Source organism: Shewanella sp. DNRA4 (assembly GCF_012843185.1).
Lineage (GTDB): Bacteria > Pseudomonadota > Gammaproteobacteria > Enterobacterales > Shewanellaceae > Shewanella > Shewanella xiamenensis.
This window is the reverse complement of sequence record NZ_JABAIP010000003.1, coordinates 191,620-207,322: the sequence shown is the minus strand read 5'-3', so window position 1 is coordinate 207,322 and position 15,703 is coordinate 191,620. Positions and strand designations below refer to the sequence as shown.

Annotated in this window: 12 protein-coding genes; 7 read left to right on the top strand and 5 right to left on the bottom strand. The window is 47.1% G+C overall.

All coding sequences use genetic code 11. The annotated features are described in order from the left end of the window. Positions 1–56 precede the first annotated feature (56 nt). A complete protein-coding gene (locus HG547_RS04565; RefSeq protein WP_169547130.1) occupies positions 57–2,663 on the bottom strand; it encodes a TonB-dependent receptor in 2,607 nt (868 codons plus the stop codon). 538 nt (positions 2,664–3,201) lie between these two features. On the opposite strand from HG547_RS04565, the gene HG547_RS04560 reads away from it, so the two are divergent. Then, complete coding sequence (locus HG547_RS04560) at positions 3,202–4,758, top strand: cyanophycinase (RefSeq protein WP_169547129.1); 1,557 nt, start codon at positions 3,202–3,204, stop codon at positions 4,756–4,758. 250 nt (positions 4,759–5,008) lie between these two features. Beyond that, the gene (locus HG547_RS04555; RefSeq protein WP_169547128.1) at positions 5,009–6,697 is read left to right on the top strand and encodes an NAD-dependent malic enzyme; all 1,689 of its coding nucleotides are present in this window, start codon (positions 5,009–5,011) and stop codon (positions 6,695–6,697) included. 66 nt (positions 6,698–6,763) lie between these two features. On the opposite strand, the gene HG547_RS04550 is transcribed toward HG547_RS04555, so the two are convergent. Continuing rightward, positions 6,764–7,198, bottom strand: coding sequence for a DUF3069 domain-containing protein (locus tag HG547_RS04550; protein ID WP_037422197.1), 435 nt, complete (start codon positions 7,196–7,198; stop codon positions 6,764–6,766). A gap of 23 nt (positions 7,199–7,221) precedes the next feature. Further along, the gene (locus HG547_RS04545; protein WP_055647711.1) at positions 7,222–7,749 is read right to left on the bottom strand and encodes a phosphatase PAP2 family protein; all 528 of its coding nucleotides are present in this window, start codon (positions 7,747–7,749) and stop codon (positions 7,222–7,224) included. A gap of 114 nt (positions 7,750–7,863) precedes the next feature. Here HG547_RS04545 and HG547_RS04540 point away from each other — a divergent pair, with 114 nt between their 5' ends. After that, entirely contained in the window at positions 7,864–9,804 is a 1,941-nt protein-coding gene (locus HG547_RS04540) for a GGDEF domain-containing protein (protein WP_169547204.1), read from the top strand. On the opposite strand, the gene HG547_RS04535 is transcribed toward HG547_RS04540, so the two are convergent. After that, positions 9,794–10,603, bottom strand: a complete 810-nt coding sequence (locus HG547_RS04535; protein ID WP_080612369.1) for a transporter substrate-binding domain-containing protein — start codon at positions 10,601–10,603, stop codon at positions 9,794–9,796. The two genes, HG547_RS04540 and HG547_RS04535, sit on opposite strands and share 11 nt — an antisense overlap. A gap of 162 nt (positions 10,604–10,765) precedes the next feature. Here HG547_RS04535 and queG point away from each other — a divergent pair, with 162 nt between their 5' ends. Next, positions 10,766–11,947, top strand: a complete 1,182-nt coding sequence (gene queG / locus HG547_RS04530; RefSeq protein ID WP_169547127.1) for a tRNA epoxyqueuosine(34) reductase QueG — start codon at positions 10,766–10,768, stop codon at positions 11,945–11,947. A 17-nt stretch (positions 11,948–11,964) separates the two neighbouring features. On the opposite strand, the gene HG547_RS04525 is transcribed toward queG, so the two are convergent. Further along, complete coding sequence (locus HG547_RS04525) at positions 11,965–12,744, bottom strand: TOBE domain-containing protein (protein WP_169547126.1); 780 nt, start codon at positions 12,742–12,744, stop codon at positions 11,965–11,967. A 202-nt stretch (positions 12,745–12,946) separates the two neighbouring features. Between HG547_RS04525 and modA the strand changes: the two genes are divergently transcribed. From modA to modC, 3 genes are read left to right on the top strand one after another with little or no spacing between them, the layout of a single operon-like run. Further along, positions 12,947–13,732 carry a molybdate ABC transporter substrate-binding protein gene (modA, locus tag HG547_RS04520; RefSeq protein ID WP_099457494.1) on the top strand — a complete coding sequence of 262 codons (786 nt, stop codon included), beginning with the start codon at positions 12,947–12,949 and terminating at the stop codon, positions 13,730–13,732. Then, positions 13,732–14,469: a molybdate ABC transporter permease subunit gene (gene modB / locus HG547_RS04515; RefSeq protein ID WP_099457493.1), complete on the top strand. Its 738-nt coding sequence runs from the start codon at positions 13,732–13,734 to the stop codon at positions 14,467–14,469. The genes modA and modB overlap by 1 nt, the downstream gene beginning before the upstream one ends. Then, the gene (modC, locus tag HG547_RS04510; protein WP_169547125.1) at positions 14,463–15,548 is read left to right on the top strand and encodes a molybdenum ABC transporter ATP-binding protein ModC; all 1,086 of its coding nucleotides are present in this window, start codon (positions 14,463–14,465) and stop codon (positions 15,546–15,548) included. Before modB ends, modC begins: the two co-directional genes overlap by 7 nt. The last annotated feature ends 155 nt before the right edge of the window (positions 15,549–15,703 follow it).

Genomic DNA, 15,703 nt, shown 5'->3' with positions numbered 1-15,703 from the left:
ATCAATAGGATGACAAAGGGCTGGCTTAATCGAGATTAAGCCAGCCCACAGACTGATTAAAACTTGAAGGTGTAACTCATATTCCAGCGACGGCCGAGCCAATCATGTACTGAACTGGCATAACCATTAGTGGGGGATGAAGCATAAGGCGGCTCCTCATCGGTTAAGTTACGCACTGACAACAACAAGCTATGGTGCTCACTTAGCTCATATCCCACGCTAGCGCTAAACGTCAGCCAGCTATCTACGGTTTCATTATCAAACTTAAAATCACCGTCACCTAATGAGCTGATATAGTGTCCTGCGATACTGACGCTCAAATCATTCAACTGCCAGTCAGTACCGAGATCAATCACGCTTTCAGGGCGAGCAATTTCAGAGGCGCCACTTAAACGACCGAGTAGATCCTCCTTCGGTGTAGAAGGAGTCAATTGCCGCTCAAAGGAGAAGGTTTCGGTACCCGCGAGATAAAAGCTAAACTCGCCGGCCGCATCGGTTTCAAGACGATAGTCCACTTTATAATCTAAACCATCGGTCGATTGGTTACCGACGTTAAAGTAACCCGTCCGTAAGAAGCTAATATCTCCTTGGCTATCCACAACACAACCAAAGTTGTCTCCTAATGCTGCGATACTATCGACAATATTTGCAGGATTTTTAATACAGGCATCTAAGGTGGTGTTAGCATCAATATCGACAATATCATCGTGATCATAACGCCAATAATCGACAGTAAATTGCAAATTGTCAGTAGCATTCCAAGACATTCCTATATTCAATGCCTCAGATTTTTCAGCCTCTAACCCTTTGTTACCAATGGTTTCTTGATCAAATTCTAGCTCTCCAAACTCAGCCCCCGCGACACCGCATAGACTATTGTAGGGTTCGTCAGCGCCGCAATTAATATATTGACTGCTAAGGGAGGTTCCCGCCCCAAGCTGGGAAAGCGATGGCGCCCTGAAACCTGTGCTCCATGAAGCCCTCAGCACCAATTCATCTATTGGGCGATAACGCAGCGATACTTTAGGATTCACATCGCCACCAAAATCACTGTAATGGTCGTAACGTAAAGCTGCGATCAGGTCCAAACTCTCAGTGAGTGGAAAATTAAACTCGCCATAGGCAGCATATTGGGTGCGGTCTGCTGCGGCATCACTTGCCCCTAAGCCGATAATCTCGTTATTGACCGCATTAACTGACGGTTTATCGAATATGTCCTCTTTACGGAATTCACCGCCAAATACTGAACTTACAGTACCAGCAGGTAAATTAAATAACTCGCCACTAATATTAAAATCGACAGAAAGCACCTCGGACTCACCCCGACGAACTCCGGGATCTCTTAGCGCCGCTAGCTCAGCCTCTGTATTATCACGACCTAAATTGAAGGGATTAAATTTCCCCATCGCTACAGCATCGTCCAATAAATTCGCATTCATATAACCAGATATGTTTTTGATTTCATTAGTCGACTTGCCGTAGCTCAGCGCACTTTCCCAGCTCCACTCCGCCAGTTCACCACGCAGGCCCGCAAGTAAACGGTAGCTTTGTGTATCGTATTCCTGAACTCGACGCTCAGGAAAGCGTGTTCTCACCGTGATAAAATCACTGACGCTGCCATCTTTAAGATCAATATCCTTCACATATTGCGGAATAAACGCCGCGTCACCAGCTACATCAACGGTATAGCCCGCAGGTGCTTCATATGCTGAGCCCGTATTTTTTTGATACATGCCCTCAGCAAATAGCTCTAAACCATTATCCAATCGATAAATATGATTGAAAGTCGCCCCCGCATTTTCGTAATCAGGCTGAATAGCCCGCTGGATCACATAGTCATAATTACAACGGGTGCCTGCCTTTTGGGTGTCGTTACCACACCAGGTTTCGGCATAATCGCTACCATCAATTGTCATGCGAGTATTCGATTCAAACGTGACGTTGACAGGTCTATCACTGTTAAAAATGGGGTTACGGGTTGCGTAATCTAATACTACAGTGGTATTGCTTTTCTCCGTTGCAAAACCGCCCGCGTAGGTCAGATTTTTACGGCTCGCATCATGATCCGAGGTATCGTCACCATATTGCGCGGTCAGCTCATGCCCAACAAAATCTTTACGTAAGATAAAGTTAATCACACCTGCAATCGCATCTGAGCCATAAATAGATGAGGCGCCGTCGGTTAATACATCAATGCGCTCAATCGCAGATAAGGGAATTGCGTTAACGTTAACAAAGGAGTCCGAGCCATTTGAAAATGAATCCACAGCAACCCGTCGACCATTGACGAGCACTAAGGTCGAGCTAGAGCCTAATCCACGCAAACTCACACCAGAGGCTCCCGCAGGAGCGCCATCTGCACCGCCTACACCGCCTGTTTCGGAGAAGGTTCCCGCACTCGAAGCCTGCGGTAAATCCTTGAGAAACTCACTGACCGATGCATAACCGCGTTTAGTGATCTCATCCTGACTAAAACTTTGTAAGGGATTTGCCCCTTCCATATCCACGCCCTTAAGGCGAGAACCAGTGACGGCAACCCGTTCAACCTCAGATTCTGTCGCGGGTTGATTTGGCGAACTTTTTTCTAATTCATTTGCAACTACAACTGCGATAGGTGACAAGGCCAAGCCAAAAATTGTGTATAAAAGTACTGAACTTCTCATGGTAAGCTCCCGAAAATCATCTTATTAGAATTTTGAGACGTGGCTTTGCTGTGCGTGAGTCAATACGCATGGCATTAGTTAATGTTTTACAGAAAGCCTTTCGTCTATCAAATCATTGATAGGGGAGTTAGACAGCAGAACAAAACTCCACTAAACACAAGCGTGTTCAGTAGGTTATTCGTCCCACCATTCGGACAGATACCACGTACGATAGTGATATCGTTGGAAAAGAGTTGCTGCAGAGTTCATGTTATAAAAAACAGTCTTTTGTTATTGACCTGTTAAGAGGCTATCCGTAACATAAGCTCCGAGTCAATACATGGCGCACACTTTTTTATTGAGTGCCACCATGAACCATCCATCATCAAAATACTTACTTTTTAGATCCAAGAAATTGCTAGCGTTTTGCTGTTTTTTTGGCGTCTTAGTTTCTCCCAACCTCAATGCGTTACCTATTTTACAACCCCAAAAACAAGCTCCTCAGCAGCTACAATTTGACCTGATGCTCGTTGGTGGAGGAATAAAGACCTGTAGTTCAATGTCACCTGAAAATTGCAAAATCAACACCGCATTTTCGCCAACCGCCAAACGTGACATTCGCTATGATTTCAGTCCATTATGGCTAGAGCGGGCTTTGGCTCACCCAAGCCTTGAGATGCTCACTCAAGCACAACAGACCAATCTACGTAATGCCAGCTTAGCCGCAGAAAAATACCCCGCGCTAATTCCCTTAAACGAATTAAAACAGAAGATTGGAAAATTCGATCCAGCGTTACTCAACTCATTGGATGATAAAACGTATTTTGCCCTACTCGATTTACTCGAAGGACAGCAGCAAGCGGATGGTTCAAGTAAACAAGAGCAAGTCATACTTGATGCCAGTCGTAGTTCACAGACTATTGAACTTTATCGAGTGTTTGTTCAACAAGCCTTAAAAAAGCGTCAACAAAGGCAACCGACTGCACAGCGGCCATTAATTGCTATCGTTACGGCATCGGCCAGAGATCCCTTTGAGAGTGCTCACTTTTATCTAAGTGTGTTTGAGCAAGCGGGCGCAGAGGTGATTTGGCTCCCCATTGACGCTGCTCTGCAAAAGGGAATTGCCACTGGTGAATGTAAAATGCTGCCATTGTTCCGTCAGCAACTCCAAGGAAACATTGATAAACAAAGGCTCTATCCTGCAAAGACTCAACGTCAACATGATTACTGCGATAATCCAAACACACTTTACAAGTTTCTTGAACAAATGGATGGATTGTTCCTCAACGGAGGCGATCAAAGTCTAACCCTAAAAGCCTGGCTAACGCCTGAGGGTCAACCAAGTGACGCCTTAACACTGGTTAAAAAGCGCTTTGCTCAGCAACAAATCGTTATCGGCGGCACCAGTGCAGGCACAGCAGTCATGACCCAACATAATATGATTACTGGTGGCACCAGCGAGGGGGCACTCACCTTTGGCACGTATGCCGCAAAGGCGCCAAGTGAACGTTGTGAACTCAATAATTGTGATGGTGCAATTCCAGCTACAGCAGTGACTTACCGACCTGAAGGGGGCCTAGGATTTTTCCCCTTTGGCATTCTCGATACCCACTTTACTGAACGGGATCGCCAGCTACGCTTGCTGATCTTGGCCGCAAATACTGGTACTGAGATGGCGTTTGGAATTGATGAAAACACAGCTTTACTGGTTGATACTAAATCACAAAAATTCACAGTTTCTGGGCAACATGGCGTATGGGTTATTGAACAAGTAAAGCAGAAAACCGCACACAGTTTTCACACTCAAATAAACGCTATATCCCATTATCTCACTAAGGGGTCAGTGCTCACTATGGACAAAGAGGGCAATAAAATTGCTGAATTAACAATAAGGAAAACTGCAGAAGCAGCCACCTCTAATTCACCCCAAGTAACTAAGCCAGTAGTGAATAATTTTACACAATGGGTGAAGAGTGCATGCTTAGATGAAGAACAAAACCAAGTCATGGTAAATAAAGCCAGATTAACGATTAAACCTATGCTAGATGATAGCTGCCAGCTAGCCCAAGGCGCTGTGGGATATCAATCCATCAATTTAGTGCTCGAAATACAGTGATTCTATTACGCAGCCTAGGCTGCGTTTTTGTTTCAATAACGCCGTTAAACAGCCATTTACTCGGCAAAAGCATTTACAACAATTTAACAGAAGCCTGTTTTAAACAGTAAGAATTGCCTGTGCTGCAAAAAAAGCCACAAATAGCGCACGACACAGGCAACAAAGATCACATTTCGTGATAACCTTACGTGACCTATAGCACGTCTCAAGCACGTACCGAACCACTTAAACAATAACTCAAAGGTTACCCATGGACGATAATAAACGCCCCCTCTATCTTCCGTTTGCAGGACCTGCCATTCTTGAAGCTCCCTTAATTAACAAGGGCAGTGCATTTTCGGAAGAAGAGCGTATTTTCTTTAACCTCGAAGGCCTAGTACCCTACGCCATTGAAACCATTGAAGAACAGGCTTCGCGCGCCTACGATCAGTTCAGAAGTTTCAATAACGATCTCGATAAGCACATCTATCTGCGCAACATTCAAGACACCAACGAAACCCTGTTTTATCGTTTAGTGCAAAACCACATCAGCGAAATGATGCCAATTATCTACACCCCGACGGTAGGTTTGGCCTGTGAGCGCTTCTCGAAAAACTATCGCCGTAACCGTGGTCTGTTCATCTCCTACCCGAATAAGGACAGAATCGACGACATCCTCAATAACTCGACTCGCCAAAAAGTAAAAATCATCGTTGTGACCGACGGTGAGCGCATCTTAGGCTTAGGCGACCAAGGTATTGGCGGCATGGGGATCCCGATTGGTAAATTGTCACTGTACACTAGCTGTGGTGGGATCAGCCCCGCATATACACTACCCATTACCTTAGACGTAGGTACCGATAATCCACAATTGCTGGAAGATCCTATGTACATGGGTTGGCGCCATCCACGTATTGGCGGCGAAGAGTATGCCGAGTTTATCGAAGCCTTTATGCAAGCCGTGCATGTACGTTGGCCAGATACACTGATCCAATTCGAAGATTTTGCCCAAAAGAATGCGATGCCAATCCTTGAGCGTTATAAAGATCGCTACTGCTGCTTTAACGATGACATTCAAGGCACCGCCGCCGTGACTGTAGGTTCGTTACTCGCCGCCTGTAAAGCCGCGGGCACTGAGCTGAACAAACAACGAGTTGCCTTTTTAGGTGCTGGTAGCGCTGGATGCGGTATTGCCGAAGCTATCGTTGCGCAAATGGTGTCTGAAGGGATCAGCGATGAGCAAGCCCGCAGCCAAGTCTGCATGGTTGACCGTTGGGGCCTGCTGCTCGACAACATGCCTAACCTGTTGCCATTCCAACAAAAATTGGCTCAAAAATGTGCCGATATCAGCAACTGGAATAACTTCAGTGATAATATTTCACTGCTCGATGTAGTCAATAACGCTAAGCCAACGGTTCTGATTGGCGTATCGGGCGCACCGGGTCTATTTACTGAAGAAATTGTGCGTGCAATGCATAGCCACTGCGAACGCCCAATTATCTTCCCACTGTCGAACCCCACCAGCCGTGTTGAAGCGACGCCAAAAGACATTCTGCACTGGACGTCAGGCCAAGCCTTAGTGGCAACGGGTAGCCCGTTCGAGCCTGTAGTTGTCGATGGCGAGACCTATGAAATCGCGCAATGTAACAACAGCTTTATCTTCCCAGGCATTGGTTTAGGTGTACTCGCCTCGGGAGCTCGCCATGTCTCCGATGCGATGTTAATGGCATCGAGCCGCGCGCTCGCCGAATGCTCACCGTTAGCCATTAATAGCTCAGGGCCACTCCTGCCAAAACTGGAAGATATTCACTCAGTGAGTAAGCATATTGCGTTCGCCGTCGGTAAAGTGGCGATTGAGCAAGGCCTATCCTTACCTGCGAGTGATGAGCTGCTGATGCAATCTATCGAAGATAATTTCTGGAAGCCAGAGTACCGCCGTTATAAGCGTACTTCGTTCTAATTTCAGACATTATTCCAATAAAAAGCCCGTCAATCGACGGGCTTTTTATTGGGTCAAACTCACAGCTTAAGGCGCCATCACCTGTTTAAAGCTATTGAGCATAGAGCGATCGGTGCGGGCCTTTTTCAACTTACGCAGGCTTTCTTTGAGCGACTCATCGGCCAAACGGGTAAATATCCCGTTGTATTCCTTCTCGTTAATCGCTTCGTCCGTATCCGCCTGCTCAGAAATCTCCTGTGCAACACGGCTGAGTTGCAACCAAGCGTTGGCAATATAGAAACCGTGAAACTCAGCCTGTGGCATTAAATTACGCGCACTGGCGGGTAACGCATCCCACGCTTGGCTAAATTTAGTTTCTCTGTCTTCTAACAGCTCGGCACATAAACCTTGATAGGCCGCTAATAGGCTCTCGGGCAATTTCGCCATAGGTAACACTTTATTGGCAACATTGTAAGAAATGCGCTCGGCAGTTTCGCGATACTCAACTGATACTTCAGCCATAATGACTCTCTTTTATAAACAACTTAAAATTGACCGCTAATATATAAACCATAAACCCCATTATGGGCTAACGGTGTCACTGTGATCCCTTTATAGGGCTCAGTAAAATACCAACCCGCCAGTGCGCCAATGGCAGCGCCGGCGAGGACATCTTCTAAATAGTGCTTATCGCTCTCGACTCGGGTATAACCCACATAAGTCGCAGCAAGATACGCCGGCAGACCATATTGCCAGCCATAACGCTGCTGAATAAACGTGGCTGCCATAAAACTATCCGAGGTGTGCCCGGATGGGAAAGAATCATCACCACTGCCATCGGGTCTATCCTTATTGACACCCAGCTTAAGCCCTTCGACTATGACTCGGCTCGAGACTGCTGCTTTAAGTAATTGCCACGAGCCTTCATTCCCCTCTTCATAGAATAGGGTCGCGCCCAAAGCCGTCGCCGGCAGGAGTAAATGAACCACATCGCCCGAGGTCTCGATATCATCCGAGTTTGCCCAACTCGCTCCCGTGAACAGTAACAGTGCGGCACAGAGTAATTTTTTCAAGGGTTTTCCTTATTGGGTGAGATCCAAGGCGACGTTTATACCTTGATAGCGGAATGAATGCAAAAATTGCCAATACACAATGTAAACAATTAGTGAAAAACTTATGTTAGGATAATAGTTAGCTATCTGTTTCAAAGTGAACAGGAAATCTATCTCTTGCGATATTGCCAACGATTCTTTGCCATAGCACTACTCCTCTTCACCGGGCAAGCATACCTAGCTTTAGCTGAAGAGCCGCCACAGGTCGAACAAATATTCAAATTATTTGATAGCGGCGAGACAATGTCCCGTGAAGCCATCGAGAAAAATATTGCTTTACTAGAGCAGTACATCTCAAGTGATGATATAGAACGTATTGAAAAACTTAACCAAATCAAGTGCTGGAGCCAACCTTCAGATGATGAAGGCCAAATAACTAACGCGCTTAATTATGCCGAGCAAATGCTCTCACATATTCCATCTACCGCTTCGGCCCATTTTATTACCGATATAACCCTTTGCCATGCTTGGTTTTTACAGCTAAGTGGTGATATTAGCGGAGCTATGGAAAGTTATAGTAAAGGCGTGAAAAGCGCATACGCGCATGAAGATATAAAACTCATTGCCGATGCCCGCAGTCTTCGTGGAGCACTACACTCCTATATTGGTGACTTTTCAGAGGCATTAGACGATCTTGTCACCGCCCAAGGGCTTTATGAATCATTAAATCTCACAGGCTGGGCCAATATAAACTTGACCGATATTGCCACCAGCTTTAGACGCTATGGCGACCCTGAAAGCGCAATAAAATACTATCAAAAACTCAAAGAGTTATATTTAAAAAATGGCAATATGGATCAAGTTGCTGGTGTAACTTCAGATATTGGACTCGCCCTAGATGAAATAGGGGAGCATGAGCAAGCAATAGAGAACTTTCGCTTTAGTTACCAATATTTTAAAGATCACAAGTACAAGCTTGTGGCTGCAATAAATGCAACGAATATAGCCTACAGTCTTATTCAATTAAACCGGTTACAGGAAGCGGAAAACTATTTAAAGGAGGCTGCACTCGACATTACAGAGAAAGAGCCCGGAGCTTATGGTTTTATGAAGCTTTTTATGGCAAAAATCCTTTCTCAACAAGCTCTTTACCCAGAGGCGCTAACTGAACTAGCCTCAGCCGAAAATGCTTTTCGGACCATGCATAATGACCGTGGTCTTATTCAACTGTTACAACTCAAGAGTGATATCTATGCTGCGATGGGGGACTTACAGCAAGCCTACTATACTCTGCAGCAATTTGTTGATCTAACGAAGAAAGTTGATAACAACTCCACGGCTCACCAGACAACTGAATTAAAAGTAAAATTTGATACCAGTAGGATCGAGTCTGAAAACAAGCGATTGATTGATAACCAAAAATTAAAAGAGCAAGAATTAGCCTTGCTCGAAAAAAATAAGTCACTACAGCTTATCATTCTGCTGTTGACGGGCTGTATTTTGGGCATAGTGTCGCTATTTGCCTATAAGCAAGTGCACAGAAACCGCCAACTACAAACCATCGCCTTAACCGATTATCTCACCCAATTGCCTAATCGCAGGCATATATATGCCCAAGCAGAACAGTATTTTCAGCAAGCGCTTAAACAGCAAATGCCTTTTTCGATCATCATCTTCGATGCCGATCATTTTAAAAAAATCAACGATAACTTCGGCCACGAAATTGGCGACCAAGCACTTTTAACCATAGCCCAGGCCTGCAAAGAATTTGCCGCGGACCGCAATCAAGTCGGCAGGATCGGCGGTGAGGAGTTTTTGATCTTATTACCCAATACCAGCGCTGAACGCGTTTGGGAGCTGGCCCATGAATTACAAAGCTTAATCAGCCGTTACGGCACCATTAATTTACCGGAAGAGTTAAAACTGACCGTCAGTGCAGGAGTTGCCACCTTATGTCCAGAGACAAAGCCTCAAGATGAAAGCTTTGCCCGTTTACTGAAACGGGCAGATAGCGCGCTGTACGAAGCCAAAAATGCCGGAAGAAACTGTGTTAAAGCTGCGGAACTTACCTGCTAGCTGAATTATTTTTACGCCAAAAAATCTGATTTTCGAGGGGGGGCTGCAGTGCGCCAAACCATTTTTGATAGACCTTTGCAAACTCCCCTGACTCTTTTAGCTTTTCTAACTCAACTTGCCAACGCTGCACAGTCTCGGCAGGTGTCCCCTTCGAGAAAGCAAGATAAAGATGGATTTCAGCGATAATATAAACAGGTTTAATAGCCGATTCCTTCGCCCCTACATCTTCAAGTATATGCTTTACCGCCAGATCAGCCTGACACCAGAATCGTATCCGCGAAAACAACAGCTGTTTAGCCGATTGCTGTGGAAAACTTGCCACTAAGAGGGCATTAACTCCCTGCTGTTGCAACAGTTGTGCCCCCACAGACTCTCGATACACACCAACAATTCCCGCCGTATTCACATCCAACAAGTGATTGATGCTGATAGGATCGTCCGCTCTGGTGTAAAGAGTAATGTTGCTAGTCGCGATGGGGCCAATAAAATCAAAATTGGCTTCCCGCTCATCGCTGATAGATGTCGCAAATAGCAGCACATTTGCCGTTGTACTCGCGATCGAATACGCCCGCGCCCAAGGCAATACTTCAATCTTTTCTTGCTGTCCAAGGCGAGCTTGCAGCATATTCACCAGTTCCACCCCAAAACCAGTGGGTACACCATCTTGCTCAAAACTCATAGGCGGCCAAGCTTCTGTGACTAAACGCACTGGAGCCACTATCGCAAAGCTTAGCCCTGAATAACCTAAGCTCACACCTAATAACAATCGATAGCAGTACTTGGAAATGGCGGATAACATAGGCAAGGCCGAAGGGGAGGTTAATCTTAATCATAGATCTAATTTACGCACAGAAGAAAGTAACAATTGCTGTTTGGCTTAAATGCCCTAAACACTAAACTCGTCCGTAGCGGCTTAAAACTGCTATCATTGAGCCATCTTATTAAGTTCAACGCAGCTTCCATGTCAACCACAGCAACCTCTCCCGCCAATATTCCCGATGCAGCCACCCTATCCCGCCTCGCTTTACAAATTAAAAACTGGGGAAAGGCGCTCGGTTTTGCCCAAATAGGGATTTGTGACACCGATTTAACAGCTGAAGAAGCTAAGTTGGAAACCTGGTTAGATAAAGGATATCACGGAGAAATGGCCTACATGGCCACTCATGGCATGATGCGCGCTCGCCCCCATGAGTTGCATCCAGGCACAGTTCGAGTGATTTCAGCACGGATGGATTATTTGCCACCGGAGGCGGGCTTTGCCACTAACTTAGCTTCACCGAATATGGGCTATATCTCGCGTTATGCGGGCGGCAGGGATTACCACAAACTCATCCGTGCCCGCTTAAAAAAGCTGGGTGATCAAATCAGTAGCGAGCTTGTCGCCTTGGGGTTTGATGCCGCCGACTTTAGGCCCTTTGTCGATTCGGCCCCAGTGCTGGAACGTCCACTCGCCGAAAAAGCCGGCATAGGTTGGACAGGTAAGCACTCACTTATCCTTAATCACGATGCCGGTAGCTGGTTCTTCCTTGGGGAATTGCTGATCAACCTGCCCTTACCCGTAGACATTCCTATCCAGGAAGACTGCAACACCTGCGTGGCCTGCATCACCTCCTGCCCGACAGGCGCTATCGTCGAGCCCTATACTGTGGATGCTCGGCGCTGTATTTCTTATCTGACAATCGAATTGCAGGGTGCCATTCCAGAAGAGTTTCGCCCTTTAATGAGCAATCGCATTTACGGTTGTGATGATTGTCAGTTGGTGTGCCCGGTCAATCGCGAAGCACCACTAACCCAGGAGAGTGATTTCCACATTCGGCCTAAGCTCAAACAGCCAGAACTGCTTACCTTATTCGCTTGGAGCGAAGCCGAGTTTCTCAAACAAACCGAAGGCAGCGCTATTCGCCGTATTGGTCATCAGCGCTGGCTACGCAATATCGCTGTAGCACTCGGCAATGCGCCGTGTTCGCCACAAATCATTGCCGCCCTCGAGCAACGTAAAGCCCAAGCGGATATCGATGATATGGTGAAAGAACATATCGATTGGGCCCTAGTGCGGCAACGTGCGGGCGGCTCACAAACCAATAACCGTAAAACAGAGCGACTGGTTAGGGTCATCCAAAAAGGCTTACCACGGGATGCCTAGCATCTTAGCTTAATGCCTTAATTCATACTGGCAACAATCACTTGTGTGGCATCAAAACAGGCAAAACAAGGCTCACCAACTTTGAGCGTTTGAATGTCGGCCAATGGCATCACCGAATAGATAATCTCTTTACCGCCAATCTCTATCGCTAACTCAGCCTTATCGGCAAGTTTAGTCACACTCAGTAAGTGCCCACTGACGCAATTTTGCCCCGCGCTCTGGCAAGCATCACGACTGGCCGTCACCGCGGGTGCCTTAAACAACAATAGAATCGATTGGTCCAAGGCTAACTGCAGACGCTCAAAACTGGCATGGGTCACTGAGATTTGGATCTGTTGCCCTCCCGCCAATGTCACCTTCAGGCTGTCATTCAAGCAGAGTGGCTCAATGCTGTGGATACGCCCCGTTAATTGGTTGCGAGCACTGGTTTTAAGGGAGAAATGCGCCATCACATCTAACAAACTGTGCATATCGACCGAATCATCCAGCAACGCCGACAGCGCCATTTCCTGCACCTGCGAGGTGATGGAATACACCTTAAGTAAACGCTCACCAAACTCGGTAAGTTTGGCGCCACCACCGCCCTTACCACCCTTTTCACTGCTGACGACGGGCTCGGGCATAGTGGTGTTCATCTCGTTTATTGCATCCCACGCGGCCTTATAGCTGATCCCCGCCAACTTAGCGCCCTGGCTGATAGACCCAGTATTAGCCACTTGGCGTAGCAAAGCTATCCGCCGAGGATTGGCGAAGGGTTTATCCCCCAAGGACAATGTCAATAGTGCGTGTAAGTCCATGTTCCTGCGCGCCTTAGCTTAAGTGAATGCTATTGTCCCCGATCAATCTTGAGATACCAATACGTACGGTCGGAATTCTCCGCCGAGGTATTAGCGTTTTCGCCAATAAACCGAGCCGAGATCACTAATTTACGCATCGGGACTTGAATGATCGATATATAGATTGGTATATAACGATCACTTTTTATCACGGAGGAACACCATGAGCTCGCTCAAACACTTTTTACGCTTTACCACAGCCTCAGTCGTTGGCTTAGCCCTCAGTTGCAGCATCAGCTTTGCCGCAGACCAAGAACAAGTGACGGTTTTTGCCGCCGCATCCCTCACGAATGCGCTTAATGAGATTGGCCAGCAGTACGAAAAGGAACATCAAACGAAAGTGATTTTCTCCTTCGCCTCCTCCTCAACGCTCGCCAAACAAATCGCTAATGGTGCGCCCGCCGATCTGTTTATCTCCGCCAACCAAAAATGGATGGATTACCTCGTCGAGGCCAAGGCGGTCAATGCCAATAGCCGCATTACCCTGTTAAAAAATACCTTAGTGCTGATTGCCGAAAAGAATAGCCCAGTAGACCAAGTCACCCTAAACAGCGATTGGGATATTAAGGCCGCGGTCAATGGCAGCCGCTTAGCGGTGGGCGACCCAGATCATGTCCCAGCCGGACAATACGCCAAGCAAGCGCTTGAAAACCTGAATCTTTGGAAAACCGCCCAGCCACTTCTTGCAAGAGCAAACAATGTGCGCGCCGCTTTAGCATTGGTAGAACAGGGCGAAGCACCCCTCGGTATCGTTTACTCGACCGATGCCAAAGTGGCACAAAAGATTAAAATTGTGGCAACCTTCCCCGCCACCAGCTATAGCCCGATTGAATATCCCAGCGCCTTAACAAAGCAGGAATCAACCGCCAGCGCTAAAGACTTTAATCAATACCTTCAAAGCTCAAGTGCAAAAGCAGTATTTGAAAAATATGGCTTTGGAGTGAACTAGTGCTGAGTGATGTTTTAGTAAGTGGCTCGCTGTTTAACGGGCCACTGCTCAGCGAATACGAAACCGCCGCGCTACTGCTGAGCCTCAAAGTCTCGGCGGTTGCCGTGCTCGCCAGTTTACCCTTAGGCATTTTATGCGCTTGGTTGCTGGCGCGCGTGGAGTTTCCCGGTAAGGCTATCTTCGACAGTCTCCTGCATCTCCCATTGGTGTTGCCGCCCGTGGTGGTGGGTTACCTGCTACTCATCAGTATGGGGCGTCAGGGCGTAATCGGGCAGTGGCTCTATAACTGGTTTGGGTTAAGTTTTAGCTTTAGCTGGCGCGGCGCGGCACTCGCCGCCGCTGTGGTCTCCTTTCCTTTAATGGTCAGAGCCATACGTCAATCCTTCGAAACCGTTGATATTCGCCTCGAACAGGCGGCGCGCACCTTGGGAAGCAGCCGCTGGCGGGTATTTTTGACCATCACCCTGCCGCTCACCTCGCCCGGAATAGTGTCGGGAATGATCATCGCCTTTGCCCGCAGCCTAGGGGAATTTGGCTCGACAATTACCTTCGTCTCTAATATTCCCGGCGAAACTCGCACCATTCCGCTGGCCATGTATTCCTTTATCGAAACACCGGGGGCGGAATATCAGGCAATGCGCCTATGTATCATCTCGATAGTAATAGCCCTGGCTTCTTTGCTCGCCTCCCAATGGCTCACGAAAAAAGCCCTCAAAAGAACGGCAAGCGTATGTTAAACATCAATATTGAAAAACAACTCGGCCAACTACAACTTAAGGTGAACACCCAGTTACCTTTACAGGGCGTCACCGCCGTATTCGGCCGCTCGGGAGCGGGCAAAACCTCCTTAGTGAATTTACTTGGCGGATTAACCACCCCGGATAAAGGCGAGATTAGCCTTGGCGACACACTATTGTTTAAACATAAAACTGTTAATCTCCCCCCTGAAAAACGCCGAATTGGCTATGTTTTTCAAGAAGCGAGGTTATTTCCCCATTACAGTGTGAAGGGCAATCTCACCTATGGAATGCGTCATAAAGCACCTGAATTGTTCGATAAAGTGGTCTCGTTACTGGGCATAGAAAAACTCTTAAGCCGCTATCCCATCACGCTTTCCGGCGGCGAAAAACAACGGGTCGCCATTGGCCGTGCCCTACTCACCTCGCCGCAAATGCTATTGATGGATGAGCCTTTAGCTTCCCTCGATTTACCCCGAAAACACGAATTGCTGCCTTACCTACAAACCCTAGCGCAGGAATTGAAGCTACCAATCGTCTATGTGAGCCACAGCTTGGATGAAATCCTACAACTTGCCGACCATATGTTGGTGTTGCATCAAGGAAAAATGATCGCCCAAGGACCGCTAACACAGGTATGGAATAGTGAACAAATGCGCCCCTGGGTACCATTGCAGGAATTAAGTTCACTGCTGAGCGCCAGAATCTCCGACAGACATCCTGATTATCCAATGACCAGACTGTTGATGGATGACGGCAATCAGCTCTGGGTCAGCGGCCAATTGCCCCCCACCCATAAACAGTTAAAGGTACGCATTCAAGCGAACCATGTTTCGGTTTGCACAGAGGAACCTAAAGGCTCGAGTATTCGTAACTTACTCAAAGGAAAAATAAAAGAGCTCTACCCCAGCGATAATGGCGAGCAAATTCAGCTAAAAATTGCACTAGGCAAAGAAGAACTGTGGGCCAACATCACCCCATGGGCTTGTGACGAGTTACAACTCGCTCCAGAAAAGGCTATCTATGCCCAAATCAAAGGCGTGACTATGACACAAATGGATATTGCCGAGTCCCACTAAGTTGCATGTTTGGAGCAAATTTAAGACACAAAAAAACCGACTCTAGGTCGGTTTGAGTCCCTTTGAAAGGGATGGTACCAGAGGACGGACTCGAACCGTCACGCTTTTAAGGGCGGCGGATTTTGAAAAGATAGTGTTTTATTTCTTATCAAAAC

Bases quoted from the DNA above. Each gene is read 5' to 3' on its own strand.
- modC (WP_169547125.1), top strand. From the start codon at position 14,463: ATGTTAAACATCAATATTGAAAAACAACTCGGCCAACTACAACTTAAG.
- HG547_RS04565 (WP_169547130.1), bottom strand. From the start codon at position 2,663: ATGAGAAGTTCAGTACTTTTATACACAATTTTTGGCTTGGCCTTGTCA.
- modA (WP_099457494.1), top strand. From the start codon at position 12,947: ATGAGCTCGCTCAAACACTTTTTACGCTTTACCACAGCCTCAGTCGTT.
- HG547_RS04550 (WP_037422197.1), bottom strand. From the start codon at position 7,198: ATGGCTGAAGTATCAGTTGAGTATCGCGAAACTGCCGAGCGCATTTCT.
- HG547_RS04555 (WP_169547128.1), top strand. From the start codon at position 5,009: ATGGACGATAATAAACGCCCCCTCTATCTTCCGTTTGCAGGACCTGCC.
- queG (WP_169547127.1), top strand. From the start codon at position 10,766: ATGTCAACCACAGCAACCTCTCCCGCCAATATTCCCGATGCAGCCACC.
- HG547_RS04535 (WP_080612369.1), bottom strand. From the start codon at position 10,603: ATGTTATCCGCCATTTCCAAGTACTGCTATCGATTGTTATTAGGTGTG.
- HG547_RS04525 (WP_169547126.1), bottom strand. From the start codon at position 12,744: ATGGACTTACACGCACTATTGACATTGTCCTTGGGGGATAAACCCTTC.
- HG547_RS04560 (WP_169547129.1), top strand. From the start codon at position 3,202: ATGTCACCTGAAAATTGCAAAATCAACACCGCATTTTCGCCAACCGCC.